At 69.1% G+C, this 18,465-nt stretch carries 17 protein-coding genes; 9 read left to right on the top strand and 8 right to left on the bottom strand.

Going from position 1 to position 18,465, the window contains the following annotated elements; genetic code table 11:
• Positions 1 to 21: 21 nt before the first annotated feature.
• Complete coding sequence (locus tag FNM00_RS02525) at positions 22 to 870, bottom strand: ABC transporter permease (protein ID WP_185972936.1); 849 nt, start codon at positions 868 to 870, stop codon at positions 22 to 24.
• On the bottom strand, positions 867 to 1,862 hold the full coding sequence (locus FNM00_RS02520; RefSeq protein ID WP_185972935.1) for an ABC transporter substrate-binding protein: 996 nt from the start codon (positions 1,860 to 1,862) through the stop codon (positions 867 to 869). The genes FNM00_RS02525 and FNM00_RS02520 overlap by 4 nt, the downstream gene beginning before the upstream one ends.
• Positions 1,863 to 2,152: 290 nt before the next feature.
• Between FNM00_RS02520 and truA the strand changes: the two genes are divergently transcribed.
• From truA to FNM00_RS02490, 6 genes are all read left to right on the top strand, one after another.
• Positions 2,153 to 2,947: a tRNA pseudouridine(38-40) synthase TruA gene (gene truA / locus FNM00_RS02515; RefSeq protein ID WP_143911499.1), complete on the top strand. Its 795-nt coding sequence runs from the start codon at positions 2,153 to 2,155 to the stop codon at positions 2,945 to 2,947.
• Between the two features lie 7 nt (positions 2,948 to 2,954).
• On the top strand, positions 2,955 to 3,416 hold the full coding sequence (locus FNM00_RS02510; RefSeq protein ID WP_143911421.1) for an NUDIX hydrolase: 462 nt from the start codon (positions 2,955 to 2,957) through the stop codon (positions 3,414 to 3,416).
• Between the two features lie 3 nt (positions 3,417 to 3,419).
• Positions 3,420 to 3,782, top strand: coding sequence for an MmcQ/YjbR family DNA-binding protein (locus FNM00_RS02505; RefSeq protein WP_143911420.1), 363 nt, complete (start codon positions 3,420 to 3,422; stop codon positions 3,780 to 3,782).
• Positions 3,783 to 3,925: 143 nt separating this feature from the next.
• Positions 3,926 to 4,513, top strand: a complete 588-nt coding sequence (locus tag FNM00_RS02500) for a class I SAM-dependent methyltransferase (RefSeq protein WP_143911419.1) — start codon at positions 3,926 to 3,928, stop codon at positions 4,511 to 4,513.
• A gap of 93 nt (positions 4,514 to 4,606) precedes the next feature.
• The gene (locus tag FNM00_RS02495) at positions 4,607 to 5,431 is read left to right on the top strand and encodes an enoyl-CoA hydratase-related protein (RefSeq protein ID WP_143911418.1); all 825 of its coding nucleotides are present in this window, start codon (positions 4,607 to 4,609) and stop codon (positions 5,429 to 5,431) included.
• 41 nt (positions 5,432 to 5,472) lie between these two features.
• Positions 5,473 to 6,705: an acyl-CoA dehydrogenase family protein gene (locus tag FNM00_RS02490; RefSeq protein ID WP_143911417.1), complete on the top strand. Its 1,233-nt coding sequence runs from the start codon at positions 5,473 to 5,475 to the stop codon at positions 6,703 to 6,705.
• 66 nt (positions 6,706 to 6,771) lie between these two features.
• Here the strand turns inward: FNM00_RS02490 and FNM00_RS02485 are convergent, their stop codons facing one another.
• The 4 genes from FNM00_RS02485 to FNM00_RS02470 form a co-directional block, all read right to left on the bottom strand.
• A complete protein-coding gene (locus FNM00_RS02485; protein WP_143911416.1) occupies positions 6,772 to 7,383 on the bottom strand; it encodes a TetR/AcrR family transcriptional regulator in 612 nt (203 codons plus the stop codon).
• A gap of 74 nt (positions 7,384 to 7,457) precedes the next feature.
• On the bottom strand, positions 7,458 to 8,228 hold the full coding sequence (locus FNM00_RS02480) for an SDR family oxidoreductase (RefSeq protein WP_143911415.1): 771 nt from the start codon (positions 8,226 to 8,228) through the stop codon (positions 7,458 to 7,460).
• A gap of 16 nt (positions 8,229 to 8,244) precedes the next feature.
• Positions 8,245 to 9,315, bottom strand: coding sequence for an acyl-CoA dehydrogenase family protein (locus FNM00_RS02475; protein WP_143911414.1), 1,071 nt, complete (start codon positions 9,313 to 9,315; stop codon positions 8,245 to 8,247).
• 16 nt (positions 9,316 to 9,331) lie between these two features.
• Complete coding sequence (locus FNM00_RS02470; protein ID WP_143911413.1) at positions 9,332 to 10,510, bottom strand: acyl-CoA dehydrogenase family protein; 1,179 nt, start codon at positions 10,508 to 10,510, stop codon at positions 9,332 to 9,334.
• Between the two features lie 121 nt (positions 10,511 to 10,631).
• On the opposite strand from FNM00_RS02470, the gene FNM00_RS02465 reads away from it, so the two are divergent.
• Complete coding sequence (locus FNM00_RS02465; protein WP_143911412.1) at positions 10,632 to 11,105, top strand: MaoC family dehydratase; 474 nt, start codon at positions 10,632 to 10,634, stop codon at positions 11,103 to 11,105.
• Between the two features lie 3 nt (positions 11,106 to 11,108).
• On the opposite strand, the gene FNM00_RS02460 is transcribed toward FNM00_RS02465, so the two are convergent.
• A complete protein-coding gene (locus FNM00_RS02460; protein WP_143911411.1) occupies positions 11,109 to 11,726 on the bottom strand; it encodes a TetR/AcrR family transcriptional regulator in 618 nt (205 codons plus the stop codon).
• 80 nt (positions 11,727 to 11,806) lie between these two features.
• On the opposite strand from FNM00_RS02460, the gene FNM00_RS02455 reads away from it, so the two are divergent.
• Both FNM00_RS02455 and FNM00_RS02450 read left to right on the top strand, forming a co-directional pair.
• A complete protein-coding gene (locus tag FNM00_RS02455; protein ID WP_143911410.1) occupies positions 11,807 to 14,980 on the top strand; it encodes an acetyl-CoA carboxylase family protein in 3,174 nt (1,057 codons plus the stop codon).
• Positions 14,981 to 14,994: 14 nt separating this feature from the next.
• Positions 14,995 to 16,650 carry an AMP-binding protein gene (locus FNM00_RS02450; RefSeq protein ID WP_143911409.1) on the top strand — a complete coding sequence of 552 codons (1,656 nt, stop codon included), beginning with the start codon at positions 14,995 to 14,997 and terminating at the stop codon, positions 16,648 to 16,650.
• A 381-nt stretch (positions 16,651 to 17,031) separates the two neighbouring features.
• On the opposite strand, the gene FNM00_RS02445 is transcribed toward FNM00_RS02450, so the two are convergent.
• Positions 17,032 to 18,465: a sodium:solute symporter family protein gene (locus FNM00_RS02445; RefSeq protein ID WP_221933542.1), complete on the bottom strand. Its 1,434-nt coding sequence runs from the start codon at positions 18,463 to 18,465 to the stop codon at positions 17,032 to 17,034.

Genomic DNA, 18,465 nt, shown 5'->3' with positions numbered 1-18,465 from the left:
GTCTCCTTTCTGTCGGGAGGGTCAGGCGGTGCGCCAGCGGTCGAGCTTGGACTCGACCTTGCGCAGCGCGGAGGACAGGGCGAGTGCCGCGGCGGCGAAGATGACCGCGCCGAGCAGCGCCTCACCGGTGCGCAGCATCAGGCCGGCCTGGAAGATCAGTCCGCCGATGCCCGTGTTACCGAGGAAGTACTCCGCGACGACCACGCCGAGAAGGCCCTGCATCATGCCCTGTTTGATGCCCGAGGCGACGGCGGGGATCGCGCCGGGAAGCGCGATCTTGAGCAGCACGTCGCGATTGGTGGCGCCGAAGCTCTGTGCCATCCGGAGGTGGTCGCGGTCGATCGCCCGCACCCCGGAGGCCACGTTGATGATGATCGGGAAGACGGCGATCAGGATCACGACGACGAGCTGGCCGAGGAAGCCCGGCCCGAACCAGACGGCGATCAGGGGCAGGAAGGCGATGCGTGGACTGGCGTAGAGGATCGAGATCCACGGGTCGAGGACCGCGTCGATCCGCTGGTACCAGCCGCACAGGGTGCCGATGATGAGCCCGGCTCCCAGCGAGATGCCGAAGCCGATGAGGAACAGCCGCAAGGTGGATCCCATGGCCGGTAGCAGGGTGCCGTTCTCGATCAGGTCGACCGCACTGGTGGCCACTCCCGAGGGTGAGCTCGCCACGAGCGGGTCGACCCACCCGAGCCTGCTGGCGATCTCCCAGAGCGCGATGACGCCGACCAGTCCGGCTCCGCCGAGGAGCAGTCGGCTGCGGGTGGAGAGGGCGGAGCGCGAGGCGGGCTTACGCGTGCGCCGCCGCCTTCCCGGTGCTGGTCCGGCGGTCGCCGGGGGCGTCTCGATGGTCACCGCGCTCACCGCTCGAGCGCCTGCTCGACATAGGACGGGTCGATGACGACGGAGGCACCGAACTCGTCCGTGGCCCAGTCATTGCCCTCATTGCGGAGCATCCTCATCGAGGCGTTCATCTGCTCCTCGGAGACCGGCATCAGCGTGTCGGTGGAGTGATCCATGAAGTCCTGATAGGCGGCGTCGAGTGCAGCGGCATCGGTGATACCCGTCATCGCGCTGATCGACTTCTTGGCTTCCTCAGGGTTCTCGCTCATGAAGTCGAGGGCGGCCTGGAGGCCTTCGAGGAAGGAGGTCGCCGCCTCGGGATTCTCCTCGAGCCAGTCGGTGTTCACACTGACGCCACTGCCGACGAAGGGGGTTCCGTCGTAGTAGTCGAAGAGCTCCACCGAGCCGTCGACCTCCGAGAGCAGTCGCTGGGCGGTGATGCGATCGAGCACGACCCCGTCGACCGTGCCGGCGGCGAAGGCCCCGGCCAGCGCCGGCACGGTGCCGAGGGAGACCGACTTGTAGTCGTCCTGGGAGAGACCAGCGTCGATCAGCGCGTCGTTGGCGATCACCGAGAGGGTGAGCCCCGGCTGCACGATGCCGAGCGAGCGTCCCTTCATGTCCTCGAGGGACTCGACCCCGTTGCGACCGATGAAGAGCGTGTTCATGCCCTCGGTCCAGGTGGCGGCCCAGGCGAGGGCCGCTCCCCCGTGCGCGATGTTCTCGGTCATCGGGGCGGTGTTGAGGTACATCTGCACGCGCCCGCTGGAGGCGAGGGTGACGCCGACGGTGGAGTCTCCGCCCTCCACCGACACATCGATGTCATCGGGGAAGAGATCCTGGTCGTCCGCCACCTGGATGATCGAGTATCCGGCCAATGGCGACGTGTAGTAGACGCTGATCGGCGTCGGAGCCGCATCGCCCTCGGCGGCGGGATCGTCCGACCCGCAGGCCGCGAGACCCAATGACAGAGCGAGCGCGGCGCCGGCAGCGGTGAATTTCTTGAGAGACATGGCCACTCCAAGGGCTATGAGGTAGATCACATTGTCAAGCGGTGGTGTGACCCTACTCATAACTGAATCTTGTTTCAACTATGCATCATAGATTTTTTTTAAAGTCAATAGATTCTCGAGTAGAGTTTCGAGAGCCCGCTTTTCCCCTGGGACCAGAGCAGAAACGGCGCTCACGGGCCCTGCGCCGCGCACCGATCCACCCGAGAAGGCCAGACGAAAACCCACCCGAACGACCATCCCGCCAGCGCCACGACCGGATCGAGGACGGCCTCTAGGATGGTGCGGTGCGGATGCGGATGCGGATCGACCTGGCCTACGACGGAACCGACTTCAAGGGGTGGGCAGCCCAGCCCGGCCTGCGCACCGTGCAGGGCGAGCTGGAACAGGCTCTCCGCACCGTGCTGCGACTGCCCGAACCGCCCGCCGTCACCTGCGCCGGGCGCACCGACGCCGGGGTGCACGCACGAGGCCAGGTGGCCCACGTGGACGTCGACTCGCATCCGGGCGTGGTGGAGCGGCGGCTGCGCCGGATCGCCCCCGCGGACATCCGCATCAAGTCCGTCACGCAGGCTCCCGAGCACTTCGACGCGCGCTTCGCCGCCCTCGAACGCCGCTATGTCTACCGCATGACCGACCACCCGGCCGGCCCCGATCCGCTGGCCCGGGGCATGATCGTGGCGCAGCCCCGGCCGCTGGACGTCGAGCTGATGAACGCCGCCGCGCGGCACCTGCTCGGAGAGCACGACTTCGCCGCCTTCTGCAAGCGGCGTGACGGCGCCACCACCATCCGCACGCTGCTGGATCTGCGGACCGTCCGCGGCGGGGAGACGCTGGCGACCACCGTCCGCGCCGATGCCTTCTGCCACTCGATGGTGCGCTCGCTCATGGGCTGCCTCGTGGCCGTCGGCGAGCGCCGGTACCCGCCCGAGTTCGCCGCCGAGATCCTGGCTGCGGGGCGACGTGACCCGCGCGTGAAGGTCATGCCCGCCCACGGCCTCGTCCTCGAAGAGGTGCGGTATCCCGATGCCGACGGCCTCGCCGCGCGGGTCACCGAGGCACGACAGCGCCGCGACGGGCGGCCGTGAGCCGCTCATGACCGTCGAGAGCGCCGGGCTGCTGCTGTACCGCCGGCGGGCGGACATCGCCGAGATCCTCCTCGGGCACATGGGCGGGCCCTTCTGGTCGCGCAAGGACGCCGGAGCGTGGTCGATCCCCAAGGGCGAGATCGAGTCGGACGAGGAGCCGCTGGCGTGCGCGCTACGCGAGTTCACCGAGGAGCTGGGCCTGCCGGCACCGGACGGACCCTACATCTCGCTCGGCACGATCCGGCAGTCCCGCAAGATCGTCCACGCCTGGACGGTCGAGCACGATCTCGATCCGGCGACGATCAACCCCGGCACCTTCACGATGGTCTGGCCACCGAGATCCGGACAGGAACAGGACTTCCCCGAGGTCGACCGCGTCGCCTGGTTCTCCCCTGCCGAGGCCGGCGAGCGCATCGTCGCCGGGCAACGCGAGCTCCTCGACCGCTGGGCGCAGTCGGTGCCACACTGAGCCATGACCTGGGACGAGATCGTGGCCTACCTGCTGGAGTTCCCCTCGACCGAGCTCACGACCACCTGGAACATGCCGGCGGTGAAGGCCGGAGGTGTGCTGGTCGCCTGGTGGCGCGACGCCCCGGACAGTCCCGGCTCGGTAGCGTTCAAGGTCGCCCCGGATGAGCTCGAGGCCCTGCTCGGCGATCCCGATGCGCCGTACTACACGATCGACCACTTCCGGAAGTTCGGCACGAATGCTGTGCTCGTCCGCCCGGGAGAGGCCGACGCCGACGAACTGCGCGAGCTCTTGACCGAGGCGTGGCTGGCCGTCGCCAAGCCACGGGTCCGCAAGGCCTGGCTCGCCGAGCACGAAACTCGCTGACGCCAACCCGGGGGCGGTGAGCCATCAACACCGGTCCCCCGCCCGCCGATCGAGTGGTGAGCCACCAGCCACCGGCGCCGGCCCGCCTGGTTGACCACACACCGCCCCAGGTGGCCGCGGGGCGCACGGCCTAGTCTGGGACGGTGGGTGAGCAGTACTTCGAGGCCGACCCGTCGTCGGCGGCCGACGAGCGCGAGACGACGGTCACCGTATGGGGCACCCAGCGCCGGTACACGACCTCCGGCGGGGTCTTCGCCCACGGCGCGCTGGACAAGGCGACGGCCCTGCTGCTCCAGCACAGCACGCCCCCGCTCGCCCCGGCCACCGTCCTCGACCTCGGCTGCGGCTGGGGCCCGATCGCCTGTTCCCTGGCCGGAGAGGGGCTCGACGTCTGGGCCGTCGACGTCAACGAGCGCGCGCTCGACCTGACCCGCCGCAATGCTGAGCGCCACGCGCTCGCGGTGCGCGCCGCCCGCCCGGACGAGGTACCGGCCGACGTGACCTTCGATGCGATCTGGTCCAATCCCCCGATCCGCATCGGCAAGGAGGCGCTGCACGAGCTGCTGCTGACCTGGCTGCCGCGATTGTCCCGCTCCGGTGAGGCGCGACTGGTGGTGGGCAAGAACCTCGGCGCCGACTCCCTGCAGCGTTGGCTGGAGCAGCAGGGCTTCCCTACCCGTCGCGAGGCGAGCGCGAAGGGGTTCCGCATCCTCTCGGTCACCCGCCCCTGAGCAGCGACCCGGACACCGTCTTGACCGATCCCGCGCCGGACGACTACCGTCCAAGTTGAACTTGAACTCATCTTATTTTTCGAAGGCAGGCCGATGGAGCAGGAGCCGCACGTCCTCAGCGAGATCGCCGACGGTGTCGGGACGATCACCCTCAACCGCGCCGATCGGCGCAATGCCCTCTCCGTGGAGATGATCGAGGGCCTCGCCTCGACGCTCGACGCGATGAGCACCTCGTCCGACGTCGGCGCCGTCGTCATCCGGGGCGCGGGGCGAGCCTTCTGCTCCGGCGGCGATGTCCGCGACTTCGATGAGCGCGGCGGTGAGGGCAATGGCGCCGAGCAGGTCGACCTCGACGCGATCCGGGCTCAGCAGGAACACCAGCGACGCACCGTCGGTGCCCTCCACCGCTTTCCCAAGCCGGTGCTCGCCTCGATCGGCGGCGCGGCGGCCGGAGCCGGCCTGGGACTGGCGCTCGCGGCCGACCTGCGCATCGGCACACCGCGCAGCGTCTTCGCGACCGCCTTCGCGGGGGTCGGACTGGCCGGAGACTTCGGCGCCGCCTGGTTGCTGCATCACCTGGTCGGACCCGCCAAGGCCCGTGAGCTGATGTTCCTCTCCCCCCGCGTACGTGGCGAGGAGGCGGTCGGACTCGGACTGCTGAACTGGCTCGTCGAGGAGGACGACCTCGACGAACGGACCGCACAGCTCGCGCGGCAGCTCGCCGAAGGCCCCTCGCACGCGCTGGAGGGCATGAAGCTCAACCTGCTCGAGGCACCACTGGTGGACCTGGACTCCTCGATGGACGCCGAGGTGCCCCGTCACAAGCAGACCGGGCTCACCGCCGATCACATCGCCGCCGTGCGCGCCTTCGTCGACAAGCAGACGCCGACCTTCCCCCAAGGCTGGCACACCCCCTGACCCCGAGCCGGCGAAGATCGCCGGCGACCGAGAGGAACACCATGGAATTCACCTTCTCCGAGCGCAGCCGCGAATATCAGGACAAGCTGCTCGCCTTCATGGACGAGCACGTCTACCCCTCCGAGAGCGTCTATCACACGCAGATGGCCGAGTCGGGCAATCCGAACTTCCACCCGCCGGTGCTCGAGGAGCTCAAGGCCGAGGCCCGCTCGCGTGGCCTGTGGAACCTCTTCCACCCCCACCAGAACGAGGAGTGGGGCTCGCCCGGTCTCAGCAATCTCGACTACGCCCCGCTCGCGGAGATCATGGGCCGGAGCCCGCATCTGGCCCCCGAGGCCTGCAACTGCAATGCCCCCGACACCGGCAACATGGAGGTGCTCCAGCTCTTCGGCACCGATGAGCACAAGGAGAAGTACCTCAAGCCCCTCCTGGCGGGCGAGATGGCCTCGGCCTTCTGCATGACCGAGCCGGCCGTCGCCAGCTCCGATGCCACCAATGTCCAGCTCTCGATGACCCGCGACGGTGACGAGTACGTGCTCAACGGGCGCAAGTGGTTCGCCTCGAATGCGCTGCACGCGAACTGCCGGGTCCTCATCGTCATGGGCAAGACCGATCCGCAGGCGGCGACCCACCGCCAGCAGTCGATGATGGTGGTGCCGCTCGACACCCCCGGGGTGACCATCGTGCGCGGGCTGCCGGTCTTCGGTTACCAGGACCGCGAGGGTCATGCCGAGATTCTCTTCGAGGACGTCCGGGTGCCGACAACGGCGCTGCTGGCCGGCGAGGGCGACGGCTTCATGATCAGCCAGGCGCGCCTCGGGCCGGGGCGGATCCACCACTGCATGCGCTCGATCGGCATGGCCGAGCGCGCACTGGACCTGATGATCAGCCGCGCGCAGGAACGCGTCACCTTCGGCGAGCCGGTGGCCAACCGCTCCAATATCCAGGACTGGATCGCCGAGGCCCGCATCGATATCGAGATGATCCGACTGCTGACCCTCAAGACCGCCTGGCTGATGGACACCGTCGGGAACCAGAAGGCGCGGACCGAGATCGCGGCCATCAAGGTCGCCGGCCCGCAGGTGGCCCTCAAGATCATCGATCGGGCGATCCAGGTGCACGGCGGCGCCGGCGTCACCGATGACGTCCCGCTCGCGGGCTTCTACGCGCACCAGCGGACGCTGCGGATCGCCGACGGACCCGACGAGGTGCACAAGCGCACCATCGCCCGCGGCGAGCTCAAGCGGATGCGCGAGAGCGTCGCGGCCGGCTGACGTCCAGCCCGATCACGAGGGGCGGCGGGGAGTCATCCCCGCCGCCCCTCGCTCATGTCTCACCCGTCACAGGCGTAGCGCATTGCACCACAACCGGGTGCAGGTGTCGACGAGGTGATCGCCATCGGGGATCTCCTTCAGGACGAAGGCGCTGAACGCTAGTCGGCTGACCATGCTCGACAGCGCCCACGAGGCCACCAGCGAGTCGAGGTCGGGGTCGACGAGCCCGCGCTCCTGCAGGTCGGCGATGCTGCGGGCGTTGCGCTCCACGAAGGCCCGCGCGCGCTCCTGGCGCACCTCCCGCACCCGCGGATCGACATTGGCCACCTGCTCCAGCAGCTGCATCAGCTTGGCATTGCGGCGGTAGCTCTCGAAATAGCTCCGGTTGCTGGCCGCGATCACCGCCACCGGGTCGTCGTCCTCACTGACCCTCGACACCCCCGGATGGAGCATCTCGTTCTTCGTCATCTCCATGACGGCGGCGAAGATCTCCTCCTTGCTGGTGAAATAGGTGTAGAACGACCCTGTCGAGCAGCGGGCCTCCGCCGTGATGTCGGTCAGCCGCGCGTCGAGATAGCCGTCGCGCTCGAACACGACCCGGGCGGCGTCGATGAGCGCCTGCCGGGTCCGGGCACCCCGTGGGGTGACCGGTGTCCGTCGGTTGTCGTCCTCAGCCACGCGCGCCTCCTTGCTCGTCACGCCGTCCGGCGGCGCACCGCACCCATCTTGCCCGAGCCGGGCGACCGCATCGCTCAGCGGGCGTGCGTGACACCGCCGTCGACGACCAGAGTCGAGCCCACGACGTAGTCACCCGCACGAGAGGCCAGGTAGATGGCGGCACCCGCCATGTCCTCGGGCGTGCCGATACGTCCCGAGGGGACACCGGTCACGACCTCGTCGGCACGATCGCGGGCATCCTGGTTCATCCGCGAGGCGAAGGCGCCCGGCGCGATCGCCGAGACCACGATGCCGTCCTCGACGAGCCGAACCGCCATCCGCCGCGTCAGCTGGATGACCGCGGACTTCGAGGCGTGATAGGAGTACGTCTCCTGTGGGTTGAGCGAGATGCCGTCGATCGAGGCGATGTTGATGACCTTGGCCAGATGATCGCCATTGCGCCGGGCGAACAACGGAGCGAGCGCCTGCGTGAGGAAGAACGGCGTCTTCACGTTCAAGTCCATGACCTTGTCCCAGCCGGACTCGGGAAATTCCGCGAAGGGTGCGCCCCAGGCCGCACCGGCGTTGTTGACGAGGATGTCCAGGGAGTCCTCGAGCTCGCCGTACCGCGCGACGAGATCGGCGATGCCCTCGGTCGTCGAGATATCACCGGGCAGCGCCACACAGTGGCCCAGCTCCGACAGCTCGCGGGCGGTGGCCTCGCATTCGTCGGCCTTGCGGGCCGTGATGTAGACGCGCACGCCGCTACGCACATAGCCCTCGGCGATCATCTTGCCGATGCCGCGCGAGCCACCGGTGACGATGGCCGTGCGCCCGTCGAGGGAGAAGAGGGTATCGAGGTCCATGGATGCTCCTAGTCGGTCAGGCGGGCAGGTCGACGAGATCGGCGAGATCGGCGCGGTGGACGGCAGGGGTGCCCAGCGCCAACTGATCGGCCTTGGCTCGTTTGAGATAGAGGTGCACGGGATGCTCCCACGTCATGCCGATGCCACCGTGCAGCTGCAAGGCCTCCTCGGCGGCATGGACGGCGACATCGGAGCAGTAGGCCTGCGCGAGCGCCTGTGCCGTGGCGGCGTCCTCGTCGCCACGTGCCCGCGTGTCGGCGGCATAGCGCGCCACCGCCCCGGCCTGGGTGACCTGGAGGAAGAGATCCGCCAGCCGGTGCTTGATCGCCTGGAAGGAGCCGATGGGCCGGGCGAACTGGATACGGGTCTTGACGTAGTCCACGGTCGCCTCGAGGCAGCAGGACGCGATGCCGTACTGCTCGCTGGCCAGCAACGCCTGTCCGGTGGAGAGCGCCTCGTCGACCGCCTGGACGGCACTCGTCCCGCCGAGGACGAGACGGCCGTCGCCCTTCGTCCGGACCGTCGCCAGCTGACGGCTCATGTCGAGGGAGGTCAGCGCGGTCGTCTCGACCTCGTCGCGGGAGTAGACCCGCAGCTCCAGCTCGTCGTCGCCCGCCACGGGCACCACGAAGAGATCGGCATCGAGGGCCCCGGCGACCGGGCCGATGTCCGCCCCCGGCTCTCCGGCCTGCCAAGCACCGGCCCGGGCGCTCCACGGGAGCACGAGCACCGCCGTGACCTCGCCCGCCGCCAGCCGCGACAGGACGGTCTCATCGCCGGCGACCGCGAGAGCCGTCGTGGCGATGACCGCGCTGGTCAGGAACGGCACGGGCGCGACCGCGCGGCCGATCTCCTCGAGGACCACCGCGGCCTCCCGTGCGCTCGCACCGGCGCCGCCGTGGTCCTCGGAGATCAGGAGACCCGCGAGCCCCAGGTCGCGGGCGAGCGCGTCCCAGGCCGCCGACCGATCGGCGGACGGATCGTCGTAGAGACGGGCCGTGGCCTCCTGCGGGGCACGACGCTTGAGCGCGGCGCGGACGCTGTCGCGCAGCGACAGCTCGACATCGGAGTACAACAGATCGCTCATGCCCACACCTCTCTGCTCATCGCGGCACCTCGTTGAAGGGGACGCCCTTGTCAGGGCGCTGTTCGGCGGGCAGGCCGAGCACCCGCTCGGCGATGACATTGCGCATGATCTCGCTGGTGCCGCCTTCGATCGAGTTGCCCTTGGCGCGCAGATAGCGGAAGCCCGGCTCGCGCCCGAGGAAGGACGCGGAGGCCGAGCGGACCATCGTCCAGTCGTCGTACAGCAGGCCGGCATCGGGGTCGAGTTCGAGGGCGAAGCCGGTGATGGCCTGGGCCTGCTGGGCGAAGGCCAGCTTCATCGCCGAGCTCTCCGGTCCGGGCTGACCGGCCGCGAGCTGCTGCCGCACCCGCTCACCGGCGATGCGCGTGACCTCCGACTCGACCCACCAGTGCAGGAGCTCCTCGTGGGCCGCCGCGGTGCGGAGCTCCGGCTCCTCGCGCCAGCGGCGCGCGACGAGACCGATCTGGCCGGCCTCCCGATCGGCCCCGGCGCCGATCGCGACACGTTCGTTGTTGAGGGTCGTCGTGGCGACCTTCCAGCCCTCGCCGACCGCACCGATCCGGTCGGCATCGGGCACCCGGACGCCGCTCAGGAAGACCTCGTTGAACTCGGCCTCGCCGGTGATCTGGCGCAGCGGCCGGACGTCCAGGCCGGGATCGGACATGTCGACGACGAAGTAGCTGAGGCCGGCGTGCTTCGGCACGTGCACATCGGTGCGGGCCACCAGGATCGCGCGCTGCGCGTTGTGAGCACCGGAGGTCCAGACCTTCTGGCCGTCGACGACCCAGGTGTCGCCGTCGGGTACGGCGCGGGTGGCGACAGCGGCGAGATCCGACCCCGCCCCGGGCTCGGAGAACAGCTGGCACCAGATCTCCTCGCAGGTGAACAGCGGTCGCAGGTAGCGGCGCTGCTGCTCCTCGGTGCCGAAGGCGAGCAGCGTGGGCGCGGCCATCCCCAGGCCGATCCCGTTGCGGGAGGCATCGGGCGCGGGCGCGCCCGCTTCGGCGAGGCGCTCCTCGACGATGGCGTTCAGCTCCCGGGGAAGCCCCAGCCCGCCGAGGCCCTCGGGAAAGTGCACCCAGGCGAGTCCGGCATCGAAGCGTGCGCCGAGGAACTCCTCGGTGGACAGCCGTCCTGGATCGTGCTGGAACAGCAGGTCGTCGACCCGCTCCCTCAGGTCGCGCGCGTTGTCCACTCAGAACCCCTCTCCTCGGGCGACGGCAGTCCGATCACGGCGGACTGCACCGCCGCGATCGAGTGTGACGTGGCTCGCCACCTATGTCAAACTTGAACTCACATTCAACACAGGAGGATTCATGACCGCACCCCTGCGCCCCACGACCATCACCGAGCTGGAAGAACTCGTCGGCTCCGAGCTCGGCCCGAGCTCCTGGCACACCCTCACCCAGGACGACATCGATCGCTTCGCCGATGTGACCGGGGATCACCAGTGGATCCACGTCGACCCCGACCGCGCGGCGGCCGGCCCCTTCGGTCAGACCATCGGCCACGGCCTGTTCACCCTGTCCCTCGGACCAGCGATGATGGAGGAGCTGATGGCCTTCGACGGCTTCCTGCACAGCCTCAACTACGGATACGACAAGGTCAGGTTCCCCCACCCGCGCCCGGTCGGCAGCCGCGTGCGGATGCGGGCGACCGTGACCCGCGTGGACCGCGCGGGCGATGACGCCGCGCAGATCGTCACCACGCAGTACTTCGAGGCCGAGGGCATCGACAAGCCGATCTGCGTCGCCGAGTCCATCGGCCGCTTCACCGAGCATCCGCGCTGAGGATCACCGGCGCCGCTGACGCAGCACCGCTTCCCAAATACCCATGATCCGCTCGACGGCCCCGTCCGGAGTGAGTTCGCCGGCAGCGATCAGGGGCGCCAGCTCATCGTTCATCCCGGCGCCCATGAAGGCGAGCATCTGCGGATCGGCAACGGGATCGATACGACCATCGTCCACCGCCCGCTGCAGATAACGGGCGGTGCGCTCCCGGGCACTGCGACGGATCGGATTCCAGACTCGCGCGATGTCCTCATCGGCCAGCGACTGGTGGTCGAGCACCACGATCAGCGAGCGATACTCCACCACCACCTCGAGCGTGGTGCCGGTCGTACGGCGGAGGACGGCCAGGATGTCGTCGTCCTCCGCCGCGCTGACGCGCTGCGCTTCGAGGAAGGCATCGCGCACCTGCTCGGCCAGGACGGCGAAGACCTCGGCCTTCGACGCGAAGTACACATAGAAGGTCGCTCGGCTCACGCCCGCCTCGGCGGTGATGTCGGCGATCGTCGCCGCGCCGTAGCCCAATCGCTCGAAGACCGACCGCGCCGCCGTCAGCAGTTCGGCCCGCCGCGGGGAGTCGACTCGATCATGCGCCTCGCGCGTGGTCCACCCGGTACTCGACATGGACCCACACTAGCCGTTGACGTTGACGTCAACGGCGGTATGCTCACAGTGGTCGACACCACGAGCAGCAGGAGTCCGCAATGAAGGTCCTCATCGCCAACCGAGGCGAGATCGCCGTCCGTATCGCCCGTGCGGTCCGTTCCCTCGGATGGGTCCCGCAGCACGTGCACGCTGCCGGCGAGCCTTCCCTGGACCCGTCCTCCCACCGGCTGCCGGACTCCGGCGTGAGCGGCTACCTGAACGTCGGCGCGATCATCGAGGCTGCCCGCCAGACCGGCTCCGAGGCCATCCATCCCGGCTACGGATTCCTCAGCGAGAGCCCTGAGCTGGCCGAGGCCTGCGCGTCCGCGGGTCTCGTCTTCGTGGGTCCCGACGCCGGAGCGCTGCAGCTCTTCGGCGACAAGGGAGCGAGCCGCGACCACGCGCGGTCGGTCGGCGTGCCCGTGCTGGCCTCGACCCCCTCCCCCGCCGACACCGGACAGGTCGCCGACCTGCTGGCGAAGCATCCGGCCGGCGTCATGGTCAAGGCGGTCGTGGGGGGCGGCGGCCGCGGCATGCGCGCGGTGACCGATCTCGAAGAGCTCGAGAGCGCCGTCGCGCGCTGCTCCTCGGAGGCACAGCGCGCCTTCGGCCGTGGCGATGTCTACGCCGAGCGGCTGATGCCGGCCGCCCGGCACATCGAGGTGCAGGTGATCGGCGACGGCCAGGGCCGCACCGCCGCGCTCGCCGAACGCGACTGCAGCGTCCAGCGTCGCCACCAGAAGGTCCTCGAGATCGCTCCGAGCCCGGCGCTGACGGATGCGCATCGCGAGCGCCTCATGGCCGACGCGCTCGCACTGCTCGACCCGCTGGACTACCGCGGACTCGCCACCGTCGAATTCCTCGTCGATGCCGACGAGCTCGTCCGCACCGGCGAGCTCGATCACGTCTTCATCGAGGTGAACCCCCGCTTGCAGGTCGAACACACGATCACCGAGGAGTTGCTCGGCACCGACCTGGTCACCCTCCAGCTCCAGGTCGCCACCGGCCGCACACTGGGCGATCTCGGGGTCGCCGACCGCACGGTCGCGCCGCCCGCCGGCCGCTTCGCGATCCAGTCGCGGGTCAACGCCGAACAGGTGGTGAATGGCACGCTGAGCGCGACGACGGGCACGATCGAGCATGTCGAACTGCCTACCGGCGCGCGCGTCGACACCTATGTGACCAACGGGACGGTCGTCGACGGCACCTTCGACTCCCTCCTCGCCAAGGTCGTCACCGTCACCGAGGGGGACTTCGCGGCCGCCTGCGCGGATGCCGTCAAGGCCCTCGACGGCCTCGTCCTCGACGGTGTCGGCACCAACATCGGGCTGCTGCGCGAGATCCTCATCGACCCTGTGGTCACCGAGGGCACGATGACGACCGCCTACCTCGACGAGCGGCTCGCCCTCGAGGCCCCCGACGCCCCCGCGACCGCCGGCGAGGTGGCCGCTCCCCTCGGTGGCACCGTCCTCTCGGTCGACGTCGAGCCCGGCACGAGCGTCGGACCACGGCGCAGCATCGTGACCCTGGAGTCGATGAAGATGGAGCACCCGGTGACCGCGGGCGCACCCGGCACGGTGACGGAGGTGCTGGTGCACGTCGGCGAGCAGGTCGCCGCCGGCCAGCTGATCGCACGCCTCGACATCAGCGAGGCCGCCGAGCACGATGCCGACGAGGAGGCCGCCGAGCACGACCTCGACCACGTCCGGCCCGATCTGGCCGAGCTGCGCGACCGCGTTGCCCAGACCCGTGACGCCGCCCGCCCCGAGGCGGTGGCACGACGGCACGCCAAGGGCCACCTCACCGCCCGCGAGTCCATCGACGCCCTCGTCGACGCCGAGAGCTTCCTGGAATACGGCACCTTCCCGGTCGCGGCACAACGCAGCCGGCGCGATATCGACGACCTCATCGCCAACACTCCCGCAGACGGCATCATCACCGGCCTGGCCCGGATCGACGAGGTCGACTGCGCCGTACTCGCCTACGACTACACGGTGCTGGCAGGCACCCAGGGGTACTACAACCACAAGAAGACCGACCGGATGATCCAGGTCGCCCGACAGCGCGAGGTGCCGCTGGTGCTCTTCGCCGAGGGCGGCGGCGGGCGCCCCGGCGACACAGACACCTCCGACATCTCCGCGGCCGGACTCAATGTGACGACCTTCGCCGCGATGGGTTCCCTGAGCGGGCTGGTGCCGACGATCGGCATCGTCACCGGCCGCTGTTTCGCCGGCAACGCCGCCCTACTGGGCTGTTGCGATGTCATCATCGGCACCGAGGACGCCAACCTCGGCATGGCCGGTCCCGCGATGATCGAGGGCGGCGGCCTCGGCCAGTTCTCCCCTGAGGACATCGGTCCGATGGACGTCCAGTCCGCCAACGGCGTGGTCGATATCCTCGTCGAGGACGACACCGCCGCGATCAGGGCCGCACAGCGCTATCTCTCCTATTTCACCGGCCGGACCGCCGAGTGGACCGCCGCCGACCAGCGCCGGCTGCGTCATGCCATCGGTGAGAACCGCAAGCAGGTCTACGACATCCGCCGGCTCATCGAGCTCCTCGCGGACGACGACTCCGTGCTGGAGCTGCGCGCCGGCTTCGCCCCTGGCGCCATCACCGCCCTGGTGCGGATCGAAGGCCGGGCAGTCGGCCTGATCGCCAACAACCCAGCCCACCTGGGCGGCGCGATCGACGCCGATGGCGCCGACAAGATGGCCCGCTTCCTGCAGCTGTGCGATGCGCACGGCCTCCCGGTCGTGTCGCTCTGCGACACCCCGGGCTTCATGGTGGGGCCCGAATCGGAGAAGACCGCCACGGTCCGCCACTTCAGCCGGCTGTTCGTCATCTCCTCGCATCTGCGAGTGCCGGTCATGACCATCGTGCTGCGCAAGGGCTACGGGCTCGGAGCCCAGGCGATGGCTGCCGGCAGCTTCATGGCCACCATCGCGACGATCGCATGGCCCACCGGAGAGATCGGCGGCATGGGCCTGGAAGGAGCGGTGCGCCTCGGCTTCTCCAAGGAGCTGGACGCGATCACCGATCCCGGCCAGCGTGAGCGCCGCTATCAGCAGCTGATCGACGAGCACTATGAGACCGGCAAGGCCATCAACGGCGCCATGAAGCACGAGTTCGACGAGGTCATCGATCCCGCCGACTCACGGCGGTGGATCCTCGCGACCCTCGGCCAGCACACCCCCGCCGAACGCGGCACCCGCTATATCGACACCTGGTGAGAGAGGACTCCCCCATGAGCGAGCGACCAGTGAGCACCACCGATCTCGACTCTTACATCGCCGATCTACGACAGCTGCAGGCACGCCGCCGTCCCGCCGAGATCCCCGATCACGTCGTCTACCCGGCCGGTGAGATCACCATCCCGGCCCACGTCAGCCACTGGGCCGCGCAGCGTCCCGCTACCACGGCGCTGACCTTCGAGGGCACCGCCTTCACCTATCCCGAGCTCGACGACCTGCATCGCCGGCTCGCCGGGTGGATGGCAGACCAGGGCATCTCGCGCGGGGACCGTGTCGCGGTCTACCTCGGCAACAGCCCCGAGTTCGTCATCGCCTTCCTGGCCATCCTGCGCCTCGGTGCCGTGCACGTCCCCGTGAACCCGATGTTCGCACCGGCCGAGCTCACCCATGAGCTGCGCGATGCGGAACCGGGGCTGGTCCTCACCAACCGTGCGCTCGCGTCGACCGTGGAGGAGGTACAGCCCCGCCTCGACAGCCCGGTGCCGGTGCTGATCGTCGAGGACGGATGGGCCGATGCCATCGCCCACGAGCCGTTCACCGGGGACGACGGCGACCTCGATGCCCTCGCCGCGCTCAACTACACCGGCGGCACGACCGGCCTGCCGAAGGGCTGCCAGCACACCCAGCGGCACATGCTCTACACCGCCGCGTCGGCGACCACGGCGACCCAGCTCTCCGCCGAGCCCGGCTTCACCAGCCTGTGCTATCTGCCGATCTTCTGGATCGCCGGCGAGGATCTCGGCATCCTGCTGCCCTTCGTGCTGGGCGGCACGAGCGTGCTGATGGCGCGCTGGGACGCGGCGACGACGCTGGACGCGATCGAGGCCTTCGGCGTCAGCGTCATGACCGGCACGGTGGAGAACTACCTGGAGCTGATGGCACGCCCCGATATCGGCGAGCGCGACCTGTCGTCGCTGGTCGACCCCCAGGCCGTGTCCTTCGTCCGCAAGATGACCCCGCAGGTGCGCGCCGACTGGGCCGCCGCAGCACCGTCGAGCGGGACGCTGCGCGAGTCGTCCTACGGCATGACGGAGACCCACACGATCGACTGCGTGCCCTACGGCTTCGCCGCCGACGACGAGGATCTCCTGGCCGAGCCGGTATTCTGCGGCCTGCCCGTGCCGGGGACCGATATCGCGGTCGTCGAGTTCGGCACCCAGACTCCCCTGCCGCTGGGCGAGGTCGGCGAGATCATCGTCCGCAGCCCCTCGGTGACCGATGGCTACTGGCGCAACCCCGAGGCGACGGCCGACCAGCTCGTCGACGGTTGGATCCACACCGGCGACAACGGCCGCATCGACGAGCAGGGCCTGCTGCACTACCTCGGCCGCCGCAAGGAGATGATCAAGGTCAAGGGCATGAGCGTGTTCCCCGCCGAGATCGAGGTGCTGCTCGCCCAGCATCCGCTGGTGGAGTCCGTGGCCGTGGTCCCAACCGATGATCCGGACTCCGGCCAGCGTCCGGTGGCCTTCGTGCTGCCGGCTGAGGGGGCGACGGTGACGGCCGAGGAGCTGGTCTCCTGGAGCCGCGAGAACATGGCGACGTACAAGGTGCCGCTCGTCAAGGTCATCGGCGCCCTGCCGATGACCGCGACCGGCAAGGTCCGCAAGCACGAGCTCGCCGAGGATGCCGCGGCCCTCAACCGCTGAGCAGCTCAACTCCGAGTCGGCCGTCCCTCTACGAGGGGCGGCCGACCTTTTCCCTTCCGGGCACCGGCGGTAGTTGGTCAACCCCTCCCCCATGCGAGAGGTACATCATCAACCCCATCAGACGCGGATAACGTTGCTGCCCTACCGCCACCCCGCCACCCCACACCACCGCACCCGCCGGTGAGCAGCGGTAGGGCAGCGACCCCATTCGGGCCAGGAAAGGTTGACCGACTACCGCCATCACGTGCGAAAGGTTGATCAGCTACCGGCGGCGCGGCGGAAAGGTTGAGAGTCTACCGCCAAGGGCGGGGTGGGGCGCCGACGCAACACGGGAGGGGTCCGCCACCATGGTGACGGACCCCTCCCGTGTTTCCGGCCGGCTCACACGTGGACGGGTGCACTGTCCTCCTCGGACTCATGTTCGTGCTCGGCCGGCTTGGTCACGAGGCTCACGACGACCATCGCGACGATCGAGAGCGGCAGGCCGATGAGCACCTCGGACGAGGCCGGCATGTCGAACCCGATGAAGGCGACGGCGAAGGAGATCGATCCGGCGAGGAGACCGGCGATCGCTCCGGAGGTCGTGGCTTTCGACCACCAGATGCCGAGCACCATCGGGGCGAAGCACGACGCGGCGAGCAGGCCGACCGCCGCGGTGTAGAGCACCACCAGGAACTCCGGCGGGTTCATCGCCAGCACGATCGCGATCAGACCGATGACCCATGTGGTCGCTCCGGCCACGCGGACGATCGACTTCTCGCTGGCATCGGGCTTGAGCAAGGTCGCGTAGATGTCGTGCGCCACGGCCGAGTTGCAGGCCATCAGCAGGCCGGCCGTCGTCGACATGATCGCGGCGAGGACCGCGGCGGCGATGATGCCCTGCATCAGCGGATTGAGCACGGTCTCCGAGAGAGCGAAGAAGACGGCGTCCGGATCGGAGAGGTCGATATCGCCCATCAGGACGGCCGCGCCCGGTGTCAGTACGAAGGTGATCATCAGCATCATGGCACCGAAGATCAGCATCGCCACATTGAGCGAGATGCGCGCCGACCGCACGTCCTTGGACGAGTACACCCGCATGATGACGTGCGGCGTGACCGAGATGGCCGCCGCCCAGGTCACCAGCGCTCCGACATAGGAGGCCATGGGCAGCGCGGCGAAGGCGCCCAGGTTCGGGAACCGGTCCATCGCCTCGTTGTAGCTCGCACCGTAGCCGTCCATCGCCGTCAGCACCGCGACCGCGAATCCCGCGACGGCCGCGACCATGAGGATGCCCTGGAAGATGTCATTCCAGGTGACCGACAGGAAGCCGCCGATCGCCACGTAGAGGACGAAGGCGATGCCCGCACCCCACAGCCCCCACCGGTAGTCCACGCCAAGCACATAGGTGGCCACGATGCTGGCGCCCTTGAGCTGGGCGACGATATACGCCGAGCTCGCCAGCACGATGATGATCGGCACGGTCCAGGCGATGATCTTGCTGTTGTACCGCCAGCGGAAATAGTCCGGCACGGTGTAGCGCCCCAGCTGACGCAACGGGCGCGCCACGAGGATCGACGCGACGACGAAGCCGACCGGCGCGCCGGCGAGGAGGGCCGACCCATAGGGCCAGCCGAGTGCCAGTCCGGTGCCCACGGTCGCAAGGACCGAGCCGCCGCTGGCCAGCGAGGCCAGGAAGGCCCAGGAGTTGGTGAACGTGCCGAGGCTGCGCCCGGCGACGAAGAACTCGTCGGTGGAACCCTTCACCCGACGGTGGGCCATGACCCCGATGACGACGAGGACCATGAAGTAGAGGACGACGATCGCGATGGCCAT

The sequence above is a fragment of the Aeromicrobium piscarium genome (genome assembly GCF_007421815.1).
Classification (GTDB): Bacteria; Actinomycetota; Actinomycetes; order Propionibacteriales; family Nocardioidaceae; genus Aeromicrobium; species Aeromicrobium piscarium.
This window is presented reverse-complemented; position numbering and strand designations above follow the sequence as displayed.